This is a genomic window from Chitinophaga sp. W3I9 (assembly GCF_050434025.1).
Lineage (GTDB): Bacteria > Bacteroidota > Bacteroidia > Chitinophagales > Chitinophagaceae > Chitinophaga.
This window is the reverse complement of the sequence record NZ_JBNPWC010000001.1, coordinates 5,161,981-5,181,596: the sequence shown is the minus strand read 5'-3', so window position 1 is coordinate 5,181,596 and position 19,616 is coordinate 5,161,981. Positions and strand designations below refer to the sequence as shown.

Here is a 19,616-nt window from a genome sequence, read left to right as displayed (position 1 = left end):
GATAAGATCATGAAAGAGCTTTTAAAAAACGTCAGAAAGCATAATATTTTACTGGAAGTAGTAGATGGTGAATTGAACGTTTACGCAGGCAGCGCTAACATCAATCCGGACCTGCTTGCTGAAATCAGGAAGCATAAAAGTGAACTCGTTCAGTTTCTTTTAGAAAATAAACATACCCTTTCGCCGGAAACGGACGGACATTATATTCCATCTGCAGCACTGCAGGAGGCTTATTACGTGTCATCTTCTCAAAGAGGGATATGGTTGTCGAGCCAAACCGCAGACGGGAATATGGCCTATAATATGCCCGGATTCTTCAGGTTTGAAGGCCCCCTGAACATAGGTGCATTGAAATTTGCATTCGAAAGACTACTGTCCCGTCATGAGATTTTGCGTACCGTATTCAGAGAAAATGAGGAAGGAGAGTTAAGGCAGTATATTCTGAATGAAGCAGCTTGCCCATTTGACCTGTCAACGACAGATCTGCGCAACGAAACGCATCCCGGAAGAGCCTTACACGCGATGATCCGGCTGTTCAGTACCCAGCCATTTGAACTTGACAAGGGACCGCTGCTGAAAACATGCCTGTATCAGCTATCAGCGGATAGTTATGTGCTCGGGGTAGTCATGCATCATATCATCAGCGATGGGTGGTCGGTGGGCATATTGATGAAAGAACTGCTCGCTCATTATCAGGCATATCTGGATAAAACCCTGCCGTCACCGGAACCGCTGAATTTACAATACAAGGACTTTGCTGTATTTCAACAACAACAGCTGGCCAACGGGGCGATGCAGGCGCATAAATTATATTGGCTTGAACAGTTGCAGGGGGATCTGCCGGTGCTTGACCTGAAGGGGGATAAACCCCGGCCGCTATACCGGACATATAATGGCGCTACCGCCTGTTGCAGGCTGAGGCCACAGGTATTCCACCAGATAAAAGCCATCTGCCGGGAAAATAACAGTACAACATTCATGGGTTTACTTACTGTGGTAAATGCCTTGTTATACCGGTACACAGAGCAGCAGGATATTATTGTTGGCATACCATTATCAGGAAGAAACTCCTTTCAACTGGAATCCCAGCTTGGTTTATATACCAATATATTACCTGTAAGAGCGGGTTTACAGGAAAGCGATCAATTCACCGATTTGTTGCAAAATATCAGAGTAGCGGTATTGGATATGCATAAACATCAGCGCTATCCATTTGAACATATTATCAGTGACCTTCATCTATCATGGGATCAGAGCCGTCATCCACTATTTGACGTGGTAGTGATGTTCCAGGACGGGGAGATGACCCGGCATTATAATATCGGGGAGCTCCACATCAGCGCTTATGAGAAAGAACAGGTACAGGAAGGAGCCAAGTTTGATATCGTATTCAATTTTCTGGAGAAGAATGGAGAGCTGGAATTGAAGCTGGAATACAATAGCGATATTTATTCTGCCGCATTTGCCCGGCAACTGGCTGACCACTTCCAACAGCTTTCCGACAGTATTGTAGTACAGAAAGATGTTCCTGTTTCTCAGCTTGATTTTCTGACTACAGGAGAAAAGATACAGTTGCTGGAGTCTTTCAACAAAACAGCCCATCCTTATCCTGCTGATAAAACAGTGATGCAGCTTTTTGAAGAGCAGGTGCAGCACACCCCGGGAAATACTGCATTGGTTTATCAGGAACAATCATTTACCTATCAACAGCTCAATGAGCGGGCCAACTGTTTTGCGCACTACTTGAAAACATATGGTCATTTGCAAAGGCAGGAAGTAGCCGCTATTCTGCTGGATAGAACCGAATGGGCGATAGTGGCCGTATTAGGCGTATTGAAAGCCGGTGGAATTTACCTGCCAATAGATCCCGAATATCCCATTGAACGTGTGCTGTATATGCAGGAAAACAGCAAGTGTAAAGTTTTGATAGATGAAAATTTCATCCGCAAATTTGAAAAGAATTTTCCGGTCGGCAAAGTAGAGAACCCTGCGATGGAAATCTCGCCGGAAGACCCGGCATATATCATTTATACTTCCGGATCTACAGGAAAGCCCAAAGGCGTAACCATCACCAATAAAAGTCTGGTAAATTTATGTGCCTGGCATATCAGTGCGTTCTCTGTAACCGCTGGTGACCGTGCCACTTTGTATGCCAGCTTTTCATTTGATGCGGCGGTATGGGAGCTGTTTCCTTACATTATTGCCGGAGCATCGGTGCATCTTTTATCCGGTGATCTCAGAATGAATGTAAACGAGTTATCTGATTACTATACTACACAACAAATCACTATCGGCTTCCTGCCTACGCAACTGGGTGAAAAATTTATTATTCAGAACAGCCATCTCCAGCAGCTGCGATATTTGCTTTTGGGGGGTGATAAGCTGAATATATTTGAAAAACGGCCCTATCGTATTGTTAATAACTATGGTCCAACAGAAAGTACTGTGGTAGCGGCTTCTATGGAAGTGCGGCAATATGAAACGAATATTCCGGTAGGAAAACCTGTATTTAATACACAGCTGCTGGTGTTGAACAAGCACTGTCAACTTTGCCCTATCGGGGTAACAGGTGAAATTTATATAGCCGGAGATAGTTTGGCTAAAGGATATTTTAATAACGATGCGATTACGGCGGAGCGATTTATTGCGCACCCATTCAAAAAAGGAAGTGTGGTGTACAAAACCGGCGACCTGGGGTGCTGGCGTAGCGATGGCAACTTGTTGTTCATGGGCAGGATTGGCCAGCAGATGAAGATCAGAGGTTTCAGGATTGAAGCCGGTGAAATAGAAAGCGCACTGTTAAGTCATCCTTCCATCTCTGCGGCACATATTATTGCCCGACAGGACGATACTGGTGAAAAGGAGTTGGTTGCTTATTTTATCAGCGGGGAGAAATGGACTGATGAAGCCCTCAGGGCATATCTCAACACCCAGTTGCCGGTATTTATGCTGCCTGCCTATTATATACAGCTGGGAAGCTTCCCCACTACGCAGCATGGAAAGATTGATCTGAAAGCATTGCCAGACCCGGTGTTGGCACACGGGGGGAAGGAGACGATACTTGTGGCGCCGCGCAATAAAACAGAAGAAACGCTGTTGCATATCTGGGAGCAGGTATTGAGCCGTCAAAATATCAGCGTAACAGATAACTTCTTTTCCCTGGGTGGTCATAGCCTGAAAGCCAGCAAAATGGCTGGCCTGCTGCATAAAACTTTCGGGGTAAAGATCCACTTGCAGGAAATATTTACGCATCCGGTGCTGGAACAACTGGCTTTGCTGCTGCAGGAAAAAGGAACAACCGTTTTTAGTTATATTGAACCGGCAACTTACCAGGAGTCTTACCCTTTATCTTCTTCACAGCACCGTATCTGGACATTAAGTCAAACAGAAGCAGGAAACATCGCCTATAATGTTCCTGGTACCTACCTATTGGAGGGAGAGCTGGATGTTGCCGCTCTGCAAAGGGCTTTTGAAAAGTTAGCAGAACGGCACGAAGTACTGCGTACCGTGTTCAAAAGCAATGATGCCTTAGAAATCAGGCAGTTCATAATGGCACCCGGAACGCTGCGAATAAAGATCCAATACAGGGATTTGAGAGAAGATCCGCATTGGCTCCATACACTTGAAAACGTAGTGGCAACAACATTAATGCATCCATTTGACCTGGCAACAGGGCCATTGTTGCGGGTATCTTTATTCCAAACAGGGAATGAAACGCATGTTATTGCCTGTACCATACATCATATTATCTGTGATGGATGGTCCATGGAAATTTTTAACAGAGAGCTGGCAACCTGCTATAATGCCATAGTATCAAAAAGGACGGAATTACTGCCGGCTCCGCTGCGTATTCAATACAAGGATTTTTCCGTATGGCAGCAGGAGCAGTTGCAAAGCGGGGCGATGGAAGATCATCGGCAATACTGGATAAAAAAGCTGAAAGGTGAGCTGCCAATATTAAATCTGCCTACAGATAAAGCCCGTCCGCTCATAAAAACATACAACGGTGACGCAGTAGTGTATCAGATGAACCCTGACCTGTATACCCGGTTAACGCGGCTGCTCAGGGAGCAGGACTGTACGCTGTTTATGGGCATACTGGCAGCAGTTACCGCATTAATGCATCGTTACACAGGACAGGAGGATATCATGCTGGGAACCGTTACATCAGGAAGAGAACATGCCGACCTGCAGGATCAGCTGGGGAATTATATCAACACGCTGGCATTGAGCATCCACTGCCATGATGAAGTGAGTTTCAGAAGTTTGCTTAACCATGTCAAACAAGTATCGTTCGATGCGTATGAACACCAGCGCTATCCTTTTAATTTATTGATAGATGATCTTCAGCTCCGCGTGGACAGGAGCCGTAATCCACTATTTGATGTGATGGTGATATTGCAGAATATGGATCGGTATAATCTGGAAAATAATATGGAGAATGGGTTGTCCATTAAACCCTTCCGGCAGCAGGCAGACAAATCCGGCAAGGTGGACCTGTCTTTTATCTGCAGTGAGCATGGCGATGGCCTGCAGGTGGAATTAAAATATAACACAGATATTTTTGAGAGACACACCATAGATAATATTACTCAGCACTTCAACCGGTTGTTGCAACAGCTGGTGGTACATCCGGATGCGCCTTTGTACCAGCCGGAGCTGTTGTTATCAGCAGAGAAGGATTTGCTGATGGCTTCTTTTCACGAGTCTGCTCCCGATTATCCGCGTGATCAGACGATTATCCAGGTATTTGAATCACAGGTGATACAATCACCGGAAAACAGGGCACTGGTATTCCAGGATACTGCCTATACTTACCGGGAACTGAATGAAACGGCCAATCGGCTGGCTGATTTTTTGCAGAGAGAACACGGTGTTCGTACAGGCGACAACGTTGCTATAAGCGCAGAAAGAAATGCCTGGTCGATCATTTGTATATTGGGTGTGCTTAAAGCAGGAGGCGCCTATGTACCCATTGACCCCGCCTTCCCCGATCAACGTATTTCATTTATCCTGAAAGATAGTGGCAGCCGGTTATTCCTCGATGAAACCGAGTTAGTGCGTTTCAGAAATGCTGCACATGAATACAGGGCCGACAATGTTAGCCATGAAGCTACTTCGCAGAGCCTGGCCTATGTAATATATACTTCCGGTACCACAGGACAACCCAAGGGGGTGATGATCACGAATCAGTCACTGATGGATTATGCCTATGGCATCAGGGACAAAACCAATGTATCGGATTGTAAAGACTTCGGGCTGGTATCCACTGTTGCAGCAGATCTTGGTAATACGATCATCTATACTTCTTTACTGTTGGGAGGGACATTACATATCTATTCCATCACGGATGCTACTGACGCAATAAAGATGAGACAGGAAAAGCTGGATTGTCTGAAAATTACGCCTTCACATTGGAAGGCGCTTCAGGACGATCTTCCACTTTTCGCACCATCTCAATGCCTTATTTTCGGCGGAGAACCACTGACTGCGGACATTATTTTGCAGCTGCAACAGCAGCACGCGACCTGCCAGGTATATAACCACTACGGGCCTACGGAAACAACCATAGGAAAACTCATTCGTCAGTTTGACCTAAGCCGTCCCGTAGAGTATATTTCATTGGGCTGGCCCATCGGCAATAATCATGTTTTTATCTTGGATAATCATCAGCAGCTGTTACCGGAAGACGCTACCGGTGAAATCGGTATTTCCGGAGACGGACTGGCTGCGGGTTATATGAATCTTCCGGAACTTACCGCACGCAAATTTGTGCCGGCTCCTTTTCTTCCCGGGACATTGATTTACAGAACCGGCGACTTAGGAAAACGCCTGGCAGATGGAAGCATTCGCTTTCTGGGCAGAAGCGATGAAATGCTTAAAATAAGAGGTTACAGCGTAGAACCCAACGAAATAGCCAACGCGCTTCAGTTATATCCGGACATTGAAAAAGCAATCGTTATCCCCGCTGAAAGTGCGCGGGATGAAAAGGAACTGGTAGCCTATCTCGTGACTAAATCAGCCTTGCAGGTACAGGATATCATTTTGTTCCTGAAGCAGCGCCTTCCGGCATATATGATACCGGCAAATTTTATCAGGATAGATAGTATTCCGTTAACACCAAATGGGAAAATTGATCGTTCCGCCTTGCCTGTACCGCTATATTCCGGCCGGTTGCCGGGTGCGGAATATGTAGCACCCCGTAATGATATAGAGCAGGGATTGGCGCTCATCTGGCAGGAATTGCTATTCGTGGAAAAAGTGAGTGTGAAAGATGATTTCTTTGGTCTTGGAGGCCATAGTCTGAAGATGACGAGCCTGGCGGGAAGGATACATCAGTCTTTTAAAGTGAGAATCCCACTGAAGGATTTGTTTGTGAATACAACATTGGAAAGCCAGGCGACATTGATTGCCGGTTCCGACCAGCGGGGTTTTGAACACATCAAAGTACAGCCGCTGCAGGCAGGATACCCGTTATCATCTTCGCAGCAAAGGTTATGGACCCTGGCCCAGATAGAGAAAAGCGGTACCGTATATAATATGTCCAGGACCTGGATGTTGACGGGCATGCTGAACACCGGAATAATGGAAGCAGCATTCCGGTTGATGTTGGACAGGCACGAAATACTGAGAACTATATTCAGACATGAGGCAACGGAAGGAACGGTGTGGCAGGAAGTGTTGTCGTCAGCAGCTGCGGGATTTTGCCTGAAAACGGAAGATCTCAGAGCTGCGGGTCTCTCCGGATCTGCGCTGCAGCAAAAGGTAAGCGAAGCACTGTTATCACCTTTCGACCTGGAACGCGGTCCGCTGTTACGTGCCGCCATATACAGACTGGAAGAAGGAAAATGGTTATTCGTTTACACGATGCACCATATTATCAGTGATGGCTGGTCGATGAACAGGCTTTTCAATGAACTGCTGATCTGTTACAATGCTTTGCTGGCACACACACAGCCAATACTACCGCCACTGTATATACAGTACAGGGATTATGCGGTATGGCAGCGGGAGCAGTTGATGAATGGTGCATTATTTAAACAGGAGCAGTATTGGCTGCAACAATTTTCAGGAGAAATACCCGTGCTTAACATGCCGGTAGATAAGACGCGGCCGTACCAGAAAAGCTATAACGGTAAAACTATTAGCAGGGTAATAGATCCTGCTGTCAGCAAAGCGTTGGAGCAACTATGTCACGAAGAGGGGACCACTCTTTTTGCAGGTCTGCTGACGGTACTGAACATTTTGTTATTCAGGTATACAACGCAGCGGGATATTGTAATTGGTACACCCATCGCAGGCCGGGAACATATTGACCTTGAAAATCAGATTGGTTTTTATATAAATACACTGGCCCTCCGGACACGGTTTACTGAGGAGGATAGTTATATATCACTGCTGGGAAAAACAACGCAGGTGACTGTGGAAGCGAATGAGCATCAGGCCTATCCCTTTGAAGAACTGGTGAGGAAGTTGAATCTGAAACGGGACCTGAGTCGCAGTCCGTTATTTGATGTGATGATCACGCTACAGTACCCTGAGCAGGAACAGTTATTTAAGGGGATACCGGAATTGGATATCATCCCCTATTCAGATAATACTGCTATGGGCAGTAAGTTCGATCTCACCTTTTACTTTATAGCAGGGAACAATGGCCTTGATCTGACACTGGAATTTAATAGTGATATCTTCCTGGAACGTACAGCTTACAGGCTGGCAGATCATCTGCAGCAACTCATGCAAACATTGGTGTTGCACCCTTTGGAGGCTGTTGGTAAGCTTAGCTTTCTGTCTCCGCAGGAGCAGCAACTTATACTTACCACCTTTAATCGACCTGCGGTAGATTTTGCAGACAGCAGTACACTGGTGTCTCTGTTTGAAGATCAGGTGAGCCTGTCACCTGAAGCTACTGCGCTGATATTTGAGGACGAAAAATTTACCTACCGCAGGTTGAATGAGCAGGCCAATCTATTGGCTGCCTGGCTGCGGGAACAATATCAAATTCAACCGGATGATCTTGTAGCCGTGCAGTTGGAAAAAAGCCCGGAGATGATTATTGCGTTATTGGGAGTGCTGAAGTCAGGTGCAGCCTACATTCCGATAGGGCATGATTATCCGCCGGACAGAATCAGCTATATGGTGGCGGACAGTCAGTGTAAAGTGCTGATAGATCAGGAACTGTTATCTGCCATCTCCGGACAAATAGCATTATCAGATGTCAGTAACCCGCCACGGGTAAATAAACCTGAAGATCTGGCCTATGTGATCTACACATCCGGTTCTACCGGTCGACCTAAAGGATGTATGCTGGAACACCGCGGCGTTGTAAATCGCCTCGAGTGGATGTGGAATGCATATGGATATAGCCGCCGCGATATTATTCTGCAGAAAACAACATTCACTTTTGATGTATCTGTCTGGGAGATATTTATGCCGCTGTGTTGGGGCGCCACAATGGTACTTTGTCAACAGGAAGATATTGGGTCTCCTGAGCGCATCCTGGAGCTGGTGGAGAAACATACGGTCTCCTGTATGCACTTTGTGCCCAGCATGTTTAATAGCTTCATCGGTGTATTGGACGAGAATACAGACCTTGTAAAACGTCTTAAAAGCCTGCGACTGTTGATTACCAGCGGGGAAGCTTTGTCGCCGGAACTGGTGAAAAAATGGTATGCAAAAGCAGCAGCGCCGGTACATAATCTGTATGGCCCTACAGAGGCATCGGTAGATGTGACCGCTTATACCACCGCTGCGGGAGATGTCCGGATACCTATTGGAAAACCAATCAGCAATATCAGCATCTATATACTTGATGAAGCGGGCCAACTGGCGCCCGTGGGAGTACAGGGAGAAATCTGTATTGCCGGAGTAGGTGTTGCCAGAGGGTATCTGAATAACAAAGAACTTACCCTGCAACGTTTTTCCGTTGATCCTTTTATGCCCGTAAACCGGATGTATCGCACCGGAGATATGGGGCGATGGTTGGAAGACGGCAATATTGAATATATTGGGCGGAGAGACAACCAGGTAAAAATACATGGTTACCGCATCGAAACAGGCGAGATAGAAAGCGCTTTGCTAACTTATCCAGGTCTTACCGCCAGCTGTGTAACCGATTGGGTAACTCCTGCCGGGGATAAGGAGCTGGTCGCTTATATTGCTGCTGCAAAAGCGTTATCGGTGGCTGATCTAAAACAATTTCTGTCAGGTAAGTTGCCTTCCTACATGATCCCCGTACTTTTTATACAACTGGATCAACTACCACTAACAGATAGCGGCAAAGTAAACAGGAAAGCGTTGCCACTTCCTCATGAAAAATTATTTGTCAGACAAGCTGATCACATAGCGCCCCGAAACCCGACAGAAGAACAGTTGTTGGTCATCTGGAAAAAAATATTGCATCGGGAAACTATCAGCGTAATGGATAGCTTCTTCGATCTGGGCGGGAGTAGCCTGACAATAATAAGTTTATCGGGCCTGATACATAAGAATTTTGAAGTCAAAATACAACTGAGGGAATTATTTGCCCATCCTGTTTTGGAGCAACAGGCACTGCTGATAAATGCCGCTGCAAGAAAATCTTATACGGAATTACAACCGGTAAAAGAGCGGTCAAGTTATCCGTTGTCTTCTGCGCAAAGAAGGCTCTGGATATTAAGCCAGTTGGAAGAAAGCAGTATTGCTTACAATATACCGGGCTACTTCCATGTTTCCGGTGAGCTGGACATAGACTCCCTGAATAATGCTTTCAGGTGGATGATCGCACGGCACGGCATTTTGCGCACCGTATTCCGCGAAGACGAAGACGGGGAAATACGGCAGTTTATTTTACCGGAAGCATCTGTTTCTTTTGAAGTAGCATATGATGACCTCAGGGGTGCTGCCAATCAGGATCCGGAGGCGATTATCCGCCAGGAAGCATGGCAACCTTTTGATCTTAGCACGGGGCTCCTGTTGCGGGCAGGCTTATATCATCTTTCTGCCGGAAACTGGTTGTTTACCTGCACTATGCACCATATTATCAGCGATGGCTGGTCAATAGGTATACTTATAAGTGAGCTATTGACTGTTTACCGTTACCTACACGAAAGAAAGCAGGTGGTATTACCGAAGCTCCGCATTCAATACAAAGATTATACAATCTGGCAGCAGGATCAATTGAAGGAGGGAGTTGTTAATGCTTCAAGAGACTACTGGTTGAGACAGTTTTCCGGTGAGTTGCCTGTGCTGGAATTACCTGCTGCGTATGCGCGTCCTATCATAAAAACTTACAATGGCGCCGTGATAACCAGGCAAATTTCTGCCGCTACCATTGTGCAGCTGAAAGCATTGGATAACGGAAAAGAGTATACGCTTTTCATGAGGTTGCTGGCGGTCATAAACATCCTGCTATATCGTTATACAGGACAAACTGATATTATTACAGGCAGCCCGGTTGCAGGCAGGGATCATGCAGATCTGGAAGATCAGATTGGCTGCTATGTAAATACGATCGCCCTGCGTGCAAGGTTTCAGGGAACCCACAACTACCGGGAACTGTTGGAACAGATCAAACATATTACCCTGGAGGCTTATGAACATGCTGTTTATCCTTTTGACGAGTTGTTGGAAGATCTGCAGTTACAAAGGGATATGAGCCGCAGTCCACTGTTTGATGTACTCATTATTCTGAATGAAAACATAGCTGCCACTAACCTCGTTATACCAGGTGCAGTGGTGAAACCCTATGAACGTGCGGAGCATGTTGTTAGCAAGTTCGACATCAATTTTATTTTCACGGAGAAAGGAGACGATATTCAGCTGACACTTGAATATAATACGGACATCTATACGGAGTCGATAGCCGGAAGTATGTGTACTCACTTCATGACGCTGCTGGAAGCGATTATACAACAACCGGAGATGCCGATAGCAGCACTGGATTACATACCGGTAGCTGAAAAAGAGCAGCTCATCGATATGTGCAAAGGGCCCGAAACTTATTATCCGGCAGATGCCACATTAATCGCGTTGTTCGAATCACAGGTAGCAAAAATGCCGGACAACACCGCATTGATTTTTGAAGATGTTATACTTACTTATACCGCATTGAACGAGGCCGCCAATCAGCTGGCTTATTATCTCCGGGAAACTTTTAATATAAGGCCGAATGATGCCATTGGTGTAAAACTGGAACGTAGCGAACAGGCGGTGATAGCCATGCTGGCAGTCCTGAAAGCAGGTGCGGGATGTGTACCTATTGACCCGCAATATCCGGAGGAGCGCATTCGATATATTACCGGAGATAGCCATTGCGCCGTATTGATTGACGATGTGCTGATGCAGAATTTCAGGAAAGAAAATAAATACCCGACAATAAATCCTCCCCACATGAACACGGCTACAGACCTGGCTTATGTGGTTTATACTTCTGGTTCTACCGGTCATCCCAAAGGTTGCATGTTACACAACAGGGGTGTGATAAATCATCTCTGGAGTAAACTGGAATTACTTCAGCTGACCGCGGAAGATACTATCTGTCACTGTTCAGAACTTTATTTTGTAGGCGGCATCTGGCAACAATGGGCGCCGCTGATAACCGGTGGTAAGGTAGTGTTATGTAATTATGAAGAGTTGCGGGATATGGAAAAACTATTGGAGAAGACCCGCGCGTATCACTGCCGTATGCTGGAAGTGATTGCCTCTCAGATAAGTGATTATTTATCTTATGGAGAAAGCATTCAACTGGACCATATACAAACATTAATTCTCACCGGAGAGCGACTAAGCAGGTCTCTTGTTGACAAATGCTATGACGGACATCCAGGTTTACGCATCGTCAATACTTACGGACAAACAGAGTGCGCTGACGTAACCTCTTATTATGAAGTGCCACGGCAGTGTGAGCGGATGCTGGTAGGCAGACCGATTCAGCATACACGGAATTATATATTGTCGCAGGAAGGACAGTTATGTCCTGTAGGGGTGATCGGAGAAGTTTGTACGAGTGGAGATGGTGTTTGCATTGGCTACGCCAATAAGCCGGAACAAACAGCCAGCCGGTTTATTCCGGATCCCTTCCGGCCCGGCAGGATGATGTATAAAACTGGCGATCTTGGAAGATGGATGCCCGATGGAAACCTGGAGGTGTTAGGTAGAATTGACAACCAGATCAAGATCAGGGGATTCCGCATTGAGGCAGGTGATATTGAAAGTGCCTTGAATACATATGAAGGTATCAGCGAAGCCAGGGTACTGTTGAGTGATAGCAATACGATAGAAAAAAGTCTGACAGCCTATGTTGTTAGCAAAGTACCGCCGGATACTGCTGCTGTAAGGGCGCACCTCGTGAAATTGTTGCCGTTGTATATGTTGCCCGACAGATATGTATGTGTGGAAAGAATACCATTGTTACAAAATGGAAAGGTGGATAAAAAGGAACTGGCTTCCTATAAAGCCCTGGACCAGGATACACCGGCACTGATGGAATATCCAATGGATGCTATGGAGACAAAGCTCGCAGACATCTGGAAGAGTTTATTACCATCAGCAACAATTGGCCCGAAAAGCAATTTTTTCGAGTCGGGAGGTCACAGTTTAAAGGCAGCACGGTTGTCGCATCTTATACATAAAGCATTTGAAGTAAAAATTGCGCTAAAGGAGATATTTTCTCACCCATTGCTGACGCAACAGGCACAGCTCATCAGGAAAGCAGGTAAAACAATCTATACCGGGCTACTTCCGGCGCCGGTACAGGACAGTTACCCTTTGTCTTCTGCACAGCGCAGGCTATGGGTATTGAGTCAATTCAAGGATGGTAGCAGGGCTTATAATATGCCCGGTTTTTACCGCATTTCCGGCGAATTGGATATTGCATCCCTGCAGGCGGCTTTCAGCGTATTAATAAGTCGTTATGAAATACTACGTACCGTATTCCGGGAAAATGAAACCGGTGAAATTCGTCAGTATGTAATATCTGAAAATGAGGCTGGCTTCTCGCTGCGTCAACAGGACCTGAGTGAATTCAGTCCACAGGAGATCGCCACATTCCTCCGGGAGGAGGCATTGCGTCCCTTTGATCTCACGAAAGATATATTGATTCGGGCAGGATTACATCAGTTGTCTGCCAATGAATGGCTGCTCACCTGTTCATTACATCATATCATTACTGATGGCTGGTCAATGGGACTGCTTATAACAGCACTCTTAACGTACTACAGGAGCCACCGGAACGGTGATGGTATCACAGCTCCGGCGCTTCGTCTTCAGTATAGAGATTATGCAAGCTGGCAGCAGGGGCTTTTAGTTGGTGGTGCACTCAGCGCTTCGAGGGAATATTGGATAAAACAATTCTCCGGCGAACTTCCTGTACTGGAGCTCCCATCAGAAAAACGCCGCCCTGCTGTGAAAACATATAATGGCGCAGCTGTAACAAAAATAATCACAGCTGATATTTTGCGGCCAACTGCGCTTTTAGACAGTGAAGAATGCTATACCGTTTTCATGAAGTTACTCGCCGCTTTAAGTGCTTTACTGAATCGTTATACCGGCCAGGAAGATATTATCATAGGTACCCCGGTGGCAGGGCGGGATCATGCGGACCTGGAAGATCAGATTGGTTGTTACGTAAATACCCTCGCGTTACGTACCAGGTTTGACAGCACTTACAGCTACCGGCAATTGCTGGCACATATCAAAACCGTAACCCTGGAAGCCTATGAGCACGGAGCATATCCTTTCGACGAACTGATAGATGATCTGGGCCTCAAAAGAGATACGAGCCGCAGCCCGCTTTTTGATGTAATGCTGGTACTGCAACAGCCTGACAATAATCCGCATATCCGGCAACATCATCCGGGAGATCCTGTGATAGCGGCATTTGAAAACAGCCCGTACCTGGTTAGTAAGTTTGACCTTACCTTTTTCTTCACAGCGATGGACGGTGAATGGCAAATGATAATGGAGTATAACACAGAGATCTATCATCATGATAGTATTTCCCTGCTGGGAGAGCATTTCATCAGGATACTGACGAGTATGGTACGGCAGCCGGATGTTCCGATACAACAAATAAATTACCTGAGTGAAGAAGAAATAGTGCAACTGACAGTGGACTTTAACCATACAACCACCGCTAAGGATCATGTTTCGTCCGTGCTGGATTTATTTGAGCAACAGGCACTCGAACATCCTGAACAAATCGCATTAAGATATGCAGGAAACGATACTACCTACGGTGCATTAAATGCGCAGGCCAACCAGCTGGCGGCCTGGATGCTGGATCGGTATGCAGTTAAAGGGAATGACCTGGTAGCTATCCGGCTGGAACGCAGCGATAGTATGATTGCAGCCATCCTGGCAGTCCTCAAAACCGGCGCTGCCTACATACCCGTTGACCCGGCCTATCCGGCAGAACTTGTTGCATATATACTGAACGACAGTCAATGTATTACGTGTATAGATACTGCAACGCTGACAAAATTTGAAGAAGAACGGCACGCCTGGGAAACACATAATATCTCTCTGAAACGTGCGCCTGGAGACCTGGCATATGTAATGTACACCTCTGGCTCCACCGGCAAGCCCAAAGGATGCATGGTAACGAATGATAACCTGCTGAATTATATACAATGGGCACTGGGTTATTATTTTAAAGAAGAGCGACCCCATTTTGGCTTATATACTTCCCTGTCGTTTGACCTCACCGTTACCAGTATTTATTGCCCGTTAACGGCGGGAGGTATGTTGTATATATATCCGCAGCATGAAGATCTCTCCGACATTTTCCGGCATACCTTCAGTAAAGACGGCGGTATCAATGCCATCAAGTTAACACCTGCACATATCGGTCTGCTGAAACATATCTCATTGCCACCGGATGGTCCGGTTTGCGCTATTGTAGGCGGGGAAGAAATGACTCCGGAGCATGTGAACATTCTGAAAAATATCCGGGCGGATATAAAGATATATAACGAGTACGGCCCCACGGAGGCAACAGTAGGTTGTGTGGTAAAAGAACTCGATGGCGCCGGCCCCGTGTTGATTGGAAAACCCATTGCCAATACGGTTATCTATATATTGGACGATCAGCAAATGCTTTGTCCTGCCGGTGTTACCGGTGAAATATATATAGGGGGAAGATCCGTCGCCAACGGCTATCTGAACAGGGAAAAGCTAACGAAGGAGCGGTTCATAGCAGATCCAATCCGTACAAACGGGAAGCTATATAAAACCGGCGACCTTGGAAAATGGCTTCCGGATGGAAATCTGGCTTTCATTGGGCGCAAAGATGAACAGTTGAAAGTACAGGGGTACAGAATAGAATCAGGCGAAGTAGAAGCAGCTCTGCAGCAATGTGATGGGATATTGGCAGCGACTGTGCTTGCGCGGCCTGACGAATCAGGTATGAAAGAACTAGTTGCGTGGCTGGTAACAGAAAATATGCCTGATGTACCGCATATCAGGGAACAGCTTAGTAATATAATTCCTGCTTATATGATACCCACTAAATTTTATAAGCTGGACAAACTGCCACTGACACCCAATGGAAAAGTGGACCGGAAACGGTTGCTGACAGATGAGGGTGTACAGATAAAAACAACGTTACGATACGAGCCACCGGCGAATGATGTGGAGGAAAAATTGCTGATGATATGCCGGGAAATATTGGGTAATGACCAAATAGGCGTAAAAGATAATTTCTTTGATGCCGGTGGTAATTCCATCAAGCTGATTCGTATGGTAACGCAGATAAACCGGCGCTTTGGCAGCAACCTGAATGTGGTCGATGTTTTCAGAAGACCTGCAGTCAGTGAACTAGCTGCTTACTTCCAACCAGGCGCGGAAAAGGGAATAGAAGAATTAAATAAAGAAGCCCTGGCATCTGCAGACATTCTGGAAGAAACCTTCAGACATTTAAACAGCATTGATTATGGCGACGAATGAGACATATACAGGCCTGGAGATAGCGATTATAGGGATCGGGTGTCGTTTCCCGGATGCCGATAACTGGCGGGAATACTGGAATAACCTGAAAAATGGTCATGAGTCAGTTCGTTTTCTGACAAATGAACCTTTGGCAACAGGTAAGCCTGATAATGGAAGCCTTATAAAAGCATTGATCACCCTGCAGGGAAAAGAGCTGTTTGATTATTCCTTTTTCGATTATAGTCCTGCCGAAGCAGCTTTCATCAATCCTTTGCACAGAGTATTTCATCAATGCGTATGGGAAGCGCTGGAAGATGCGGGTTACAATCCGGATCATGTTAAAGCGCCTATAGGTATATATGCAGGCGCCTGTGATGATACTAACTGGAAGGTTTATACGATGTTGAGCAATGTGGCACACCAGGTAGATGACTTCTCATTATCTGTTATCAACAACAGGGATTACCTGAGTACCCTCCTTGCCTATAAGCTGAACCTGAAAGGCGCCGCAGTTAATATCAACACGGCTTGTTCCACCTCACTGGTGGCTGTTAATATGGCCTGTAAAGCATTATTGCTGGGAGAAGCGAGGATGACGATAGCGGGAGGCGTGTCTATGTCGTCCCGCATCAGGGAAGGGTATCATTACCAGGAAGGCATGATATATTCCGAAGATGGCCATTGCCGGGCTTTCGACAGGGATGCCAGCGGCACTGTTGTAGGGGAGGGTGCAGGCGCAGTAATATTGAAACGATTAAAAGATGCACAGGCAGACGGTGATCATATATATGCCATTATCAAAGGGAGCGCTATAAATAACGATGGTAACAGAAAAGTGGGGTTTACTGCTCCCAGTGTAGAAGGGCAGGTAGAATGCATCCGTAGAGCCCAGGTAATGGCAAAAGTAGATCCGGCCACCATTGGTTATGTAGAGGCTCACGGAACAGGTACCAGACTGGGCGATCCTATAGAAGTGACCGCATTGAATATTGCGTTCAACAAAAAAACGGGGGATCATTGTGCATTGGGATCGGTAAAAACAAATATAGGCCACCTCGATTCGGCTGCAGGAGTTGCCGGCCTGATAAAAGCCGCTTTGGCGCTTAAATTTGGGCAAATTCCAGCCAGTCTTAACTTTGAAGCTCCAAATCCGGAAATTGATTTTGCAGGGGGCCCTTTTTACGTAAATGCCGGTCTGCAGAAATGGGAAGCACAAGGAGATGTATTGCGGCGAGCCGCAGTAAGTTCTTTTGGTATCGGGGGCACCAATGCCCACGCGATACTGGAGGAAGCTCCTGTGCCGGCATTCAGTGACGCCGGGAGTAAATTTAAAATACTGACATTATCCGCACGGACAGAAAACGGATTGACACGATACCGGCAACGGTTCAGTGATTTTCTGCTCGCTGAGCCACATGTGGACGGTGCCGATCTTGCCTTTACTATGCAAACCGGTCGCCGTCATTTTACGCACCGTAAAGCAATTGTCTTCTCTGATATCCACGAACTGCAGGAGCTGTTGAAACAACCAGGTGCGGACATATCTTCCTCATCAAAAGCACCGGGCGTCGTGGTGTTCATGTTCCCGGGCCAGGGAGCGCAATATATTCACATGGGTAAAGAGCTGTATGAAAGTATACCCTTGTTCCGGGAATGGATGGATACCGGATTTGATATCATACAGCAGGCAAACGGTAAAGACTATCGGATTATCTTATGGCCGCTGGAACCGCAGGCATCCGAACTGATAAACGAAACATGCTACACACAACCGCTGATTTTCCTGCTGGAGTATGCGTTGTCAAAATACCTGATGTCGCTCGGGGTTAAGCCCGATTACATGATTGGACATAGTCTTGGTGAATTTGTTGCTGCCTGCTTAAGTGGCGTGTTTTCTTTTGAAGATGCCGTAAAGCTGGTGGTGAAGCGGGGAGAATTGATGGGTACAACAGGCCATGGCGCCATGTTGGGAGCATCTCTTAGTCGCGAAGAAGCACAGCAATACCTGAACGCTGCTATTTCGCCGGCAGCTTTTAACGCACCTGGACAAACGGTATTTTCGGGGGATGGTGCCGCCATTGCAGCGCTGGAAACGACATTGAAAAGTAAAGGAATATCTTCCATCAGATTGCGTACCTCGCATGCTTTTCATTCACATATGCAGGCCACTGTTTTGCCTGCATTCAAACAGGAATTGGAGCAGGTGAAAATGAATAAACCAGGCATTCCTTTTATAGCCAATACAACGGGCGGCTTCATCAGAGATGAGGAAGCTACATCAGTTGATTACTGGGCAAATCAGTTGATACTGCCGGTATTATTTGCAGATGGCATCGGGCAATTACTCGCGTTGGAAAAAGATGCATTGTTCATAGAAGCAGGACCCGGACAGGCATTAAGTGGTTTGGTGAAAACGCAGTACAGGAATACTCGTAGGATGGTACATCTGATGAAAACACCAGGGGAAGCTGCGGGTGATAGTAAGATACTGACGCAGCGCCTTGGCCAGTTATGGGAGTGTGGACTTAATATAGACTGGATAGCTTTTCATAGCAATGAGAAAAGGAATAAGTGCGCACTGCCTACCTATCCGTTTGAGGAGATCCGTTTTCCTGCGGAAGTGGACACTTTAGGCATGCTGACGGGACACCTGGGTATGCAACCCGATATCAGGAAGACTTCCACTAGTGACTGGTGTTATAGTGTTCAGTGGAAACAATCTATGCTGCCTGTTTCAAATACTGCTGTTCATGCAACTGATATGGTATTGCTATTAGCTGGTTCGGATGAGCTGAGCGACCTTATACTTCAGCATTTTCAGCAGTCAGACGCCACTTGCATTACGGTGATACAGGCCGATCAGTTTATACAAAAGAATAACAGGCTATATGGGGTGAATCCGGGCAGGGAAGAGGATTTCAATGAATTATTCGAACGGCTGTCTTTGAAAGATGTTACTGCGGTGCAGGTGGTGTATATGTGGAATCATATTTTATCTGATCACACGGATCAGGCAGTAGCTGGTTACAGTACATTGCTGAATCTGGTGAGAGGATTTGCATCGCGGATCACGGGAATTCCTTTGAAGCTGAACGTGATTGCGAAAGGCTTGTTTAATATTTCCGGGTATGAAACGGTATATCCGGATAAAGCTACCCTGACGGGCGCGCTCAGGAGCATAGGTGAAGAGTTTGAAGACATTGCCTGTTGTGCGGTTGATATAGCCGAAACCAGCCAGGATACTGTTAATAGCCTGTTGAAAGAGTTGACAGAAAGAACGGAGGATAAAGAAGTTGCCATCAGAGGGAAAAAGAGATATGTGAAAGTCTTTGAGCAACTACAATTGAAGCAGGATGATAGTGCAGGCGCTTTCAGGGAAAACGGCACTTACCTGATCACTGGTGCCTCCGGTGGAATGGGACAATTGCTGGCGACTTTTCTGTCAGAAAAATACCGGGCCAATTTGGTATTGATAAGCAGAAATGTATTACCGGAAGCATTTCTTTCCGGGCTGAAGGAAAAAGGTGTGGGAGTTTTAAGTCTGCAGGCGGATGTTTCAGATCTTATCCCAATGCAGGAAGGTATTAATGAGGCAATACGACAGTTCGGTGAGATACATGGGGTATTGCATACAGCCGGCATGGCGGATTATGGTGGTGTGATCCTGAGAAAGAAAACAAGCCGATGACGAGAAGGTTTTCACTCCCAAG

At 46.3% G+C, this 19,616-nt stretch carries 2 protein-coding genes; both read left to right on the top strand.

Annotated features, from left to right (window positions below):
• Window positions 1–9: 9 nt before the first annotated feature.
• Window positions 10–15,924, top strand: a complete 15,915-nt coding sequence (locus QFZ51_RS21050) for an amino acid adenylation domain-containing protein (RefSeq protein WP_429048596.1) — start codon at window positions 10–12, stop codon at window positions 15,922–15,924.
• Window positions 15,911–19,594: a type I polyketide synthase gene (locus QFZ51_RS21045; RefSeq protein ID WP_429048594.1), complete on the top strand. Its 3,684-nt coding sequence runs from the start codon at window positions 15,911–15,913 to the stop codon at window positions 19,592–19,594. Before QFZ51_RS21050 ends, QFZ51_RS21045 begins: the two co-directional genes overlap by 14 nt.
• The last annotated feature ends 22 nt before the right edge of the window (window positions 19,595–19,616 follow it).

Excerpts from the sequence above, each read along its gene's own strand:
- QFZ51_RS21050 (WP_429048596.1), top strand. The coding sequence starts at position 10 with ATGAAAGAGCTTTTAAAAAACGTCAGAAAGCATAATATTTTACTGGAA.
- QFZ51_RS21045 (WP_429048594.1), top strand. The coding sequence starts at position 15,911 with ATGGCGACGAATGAGACATATACAGGCCTGGAGATAGCGATTATAGGG.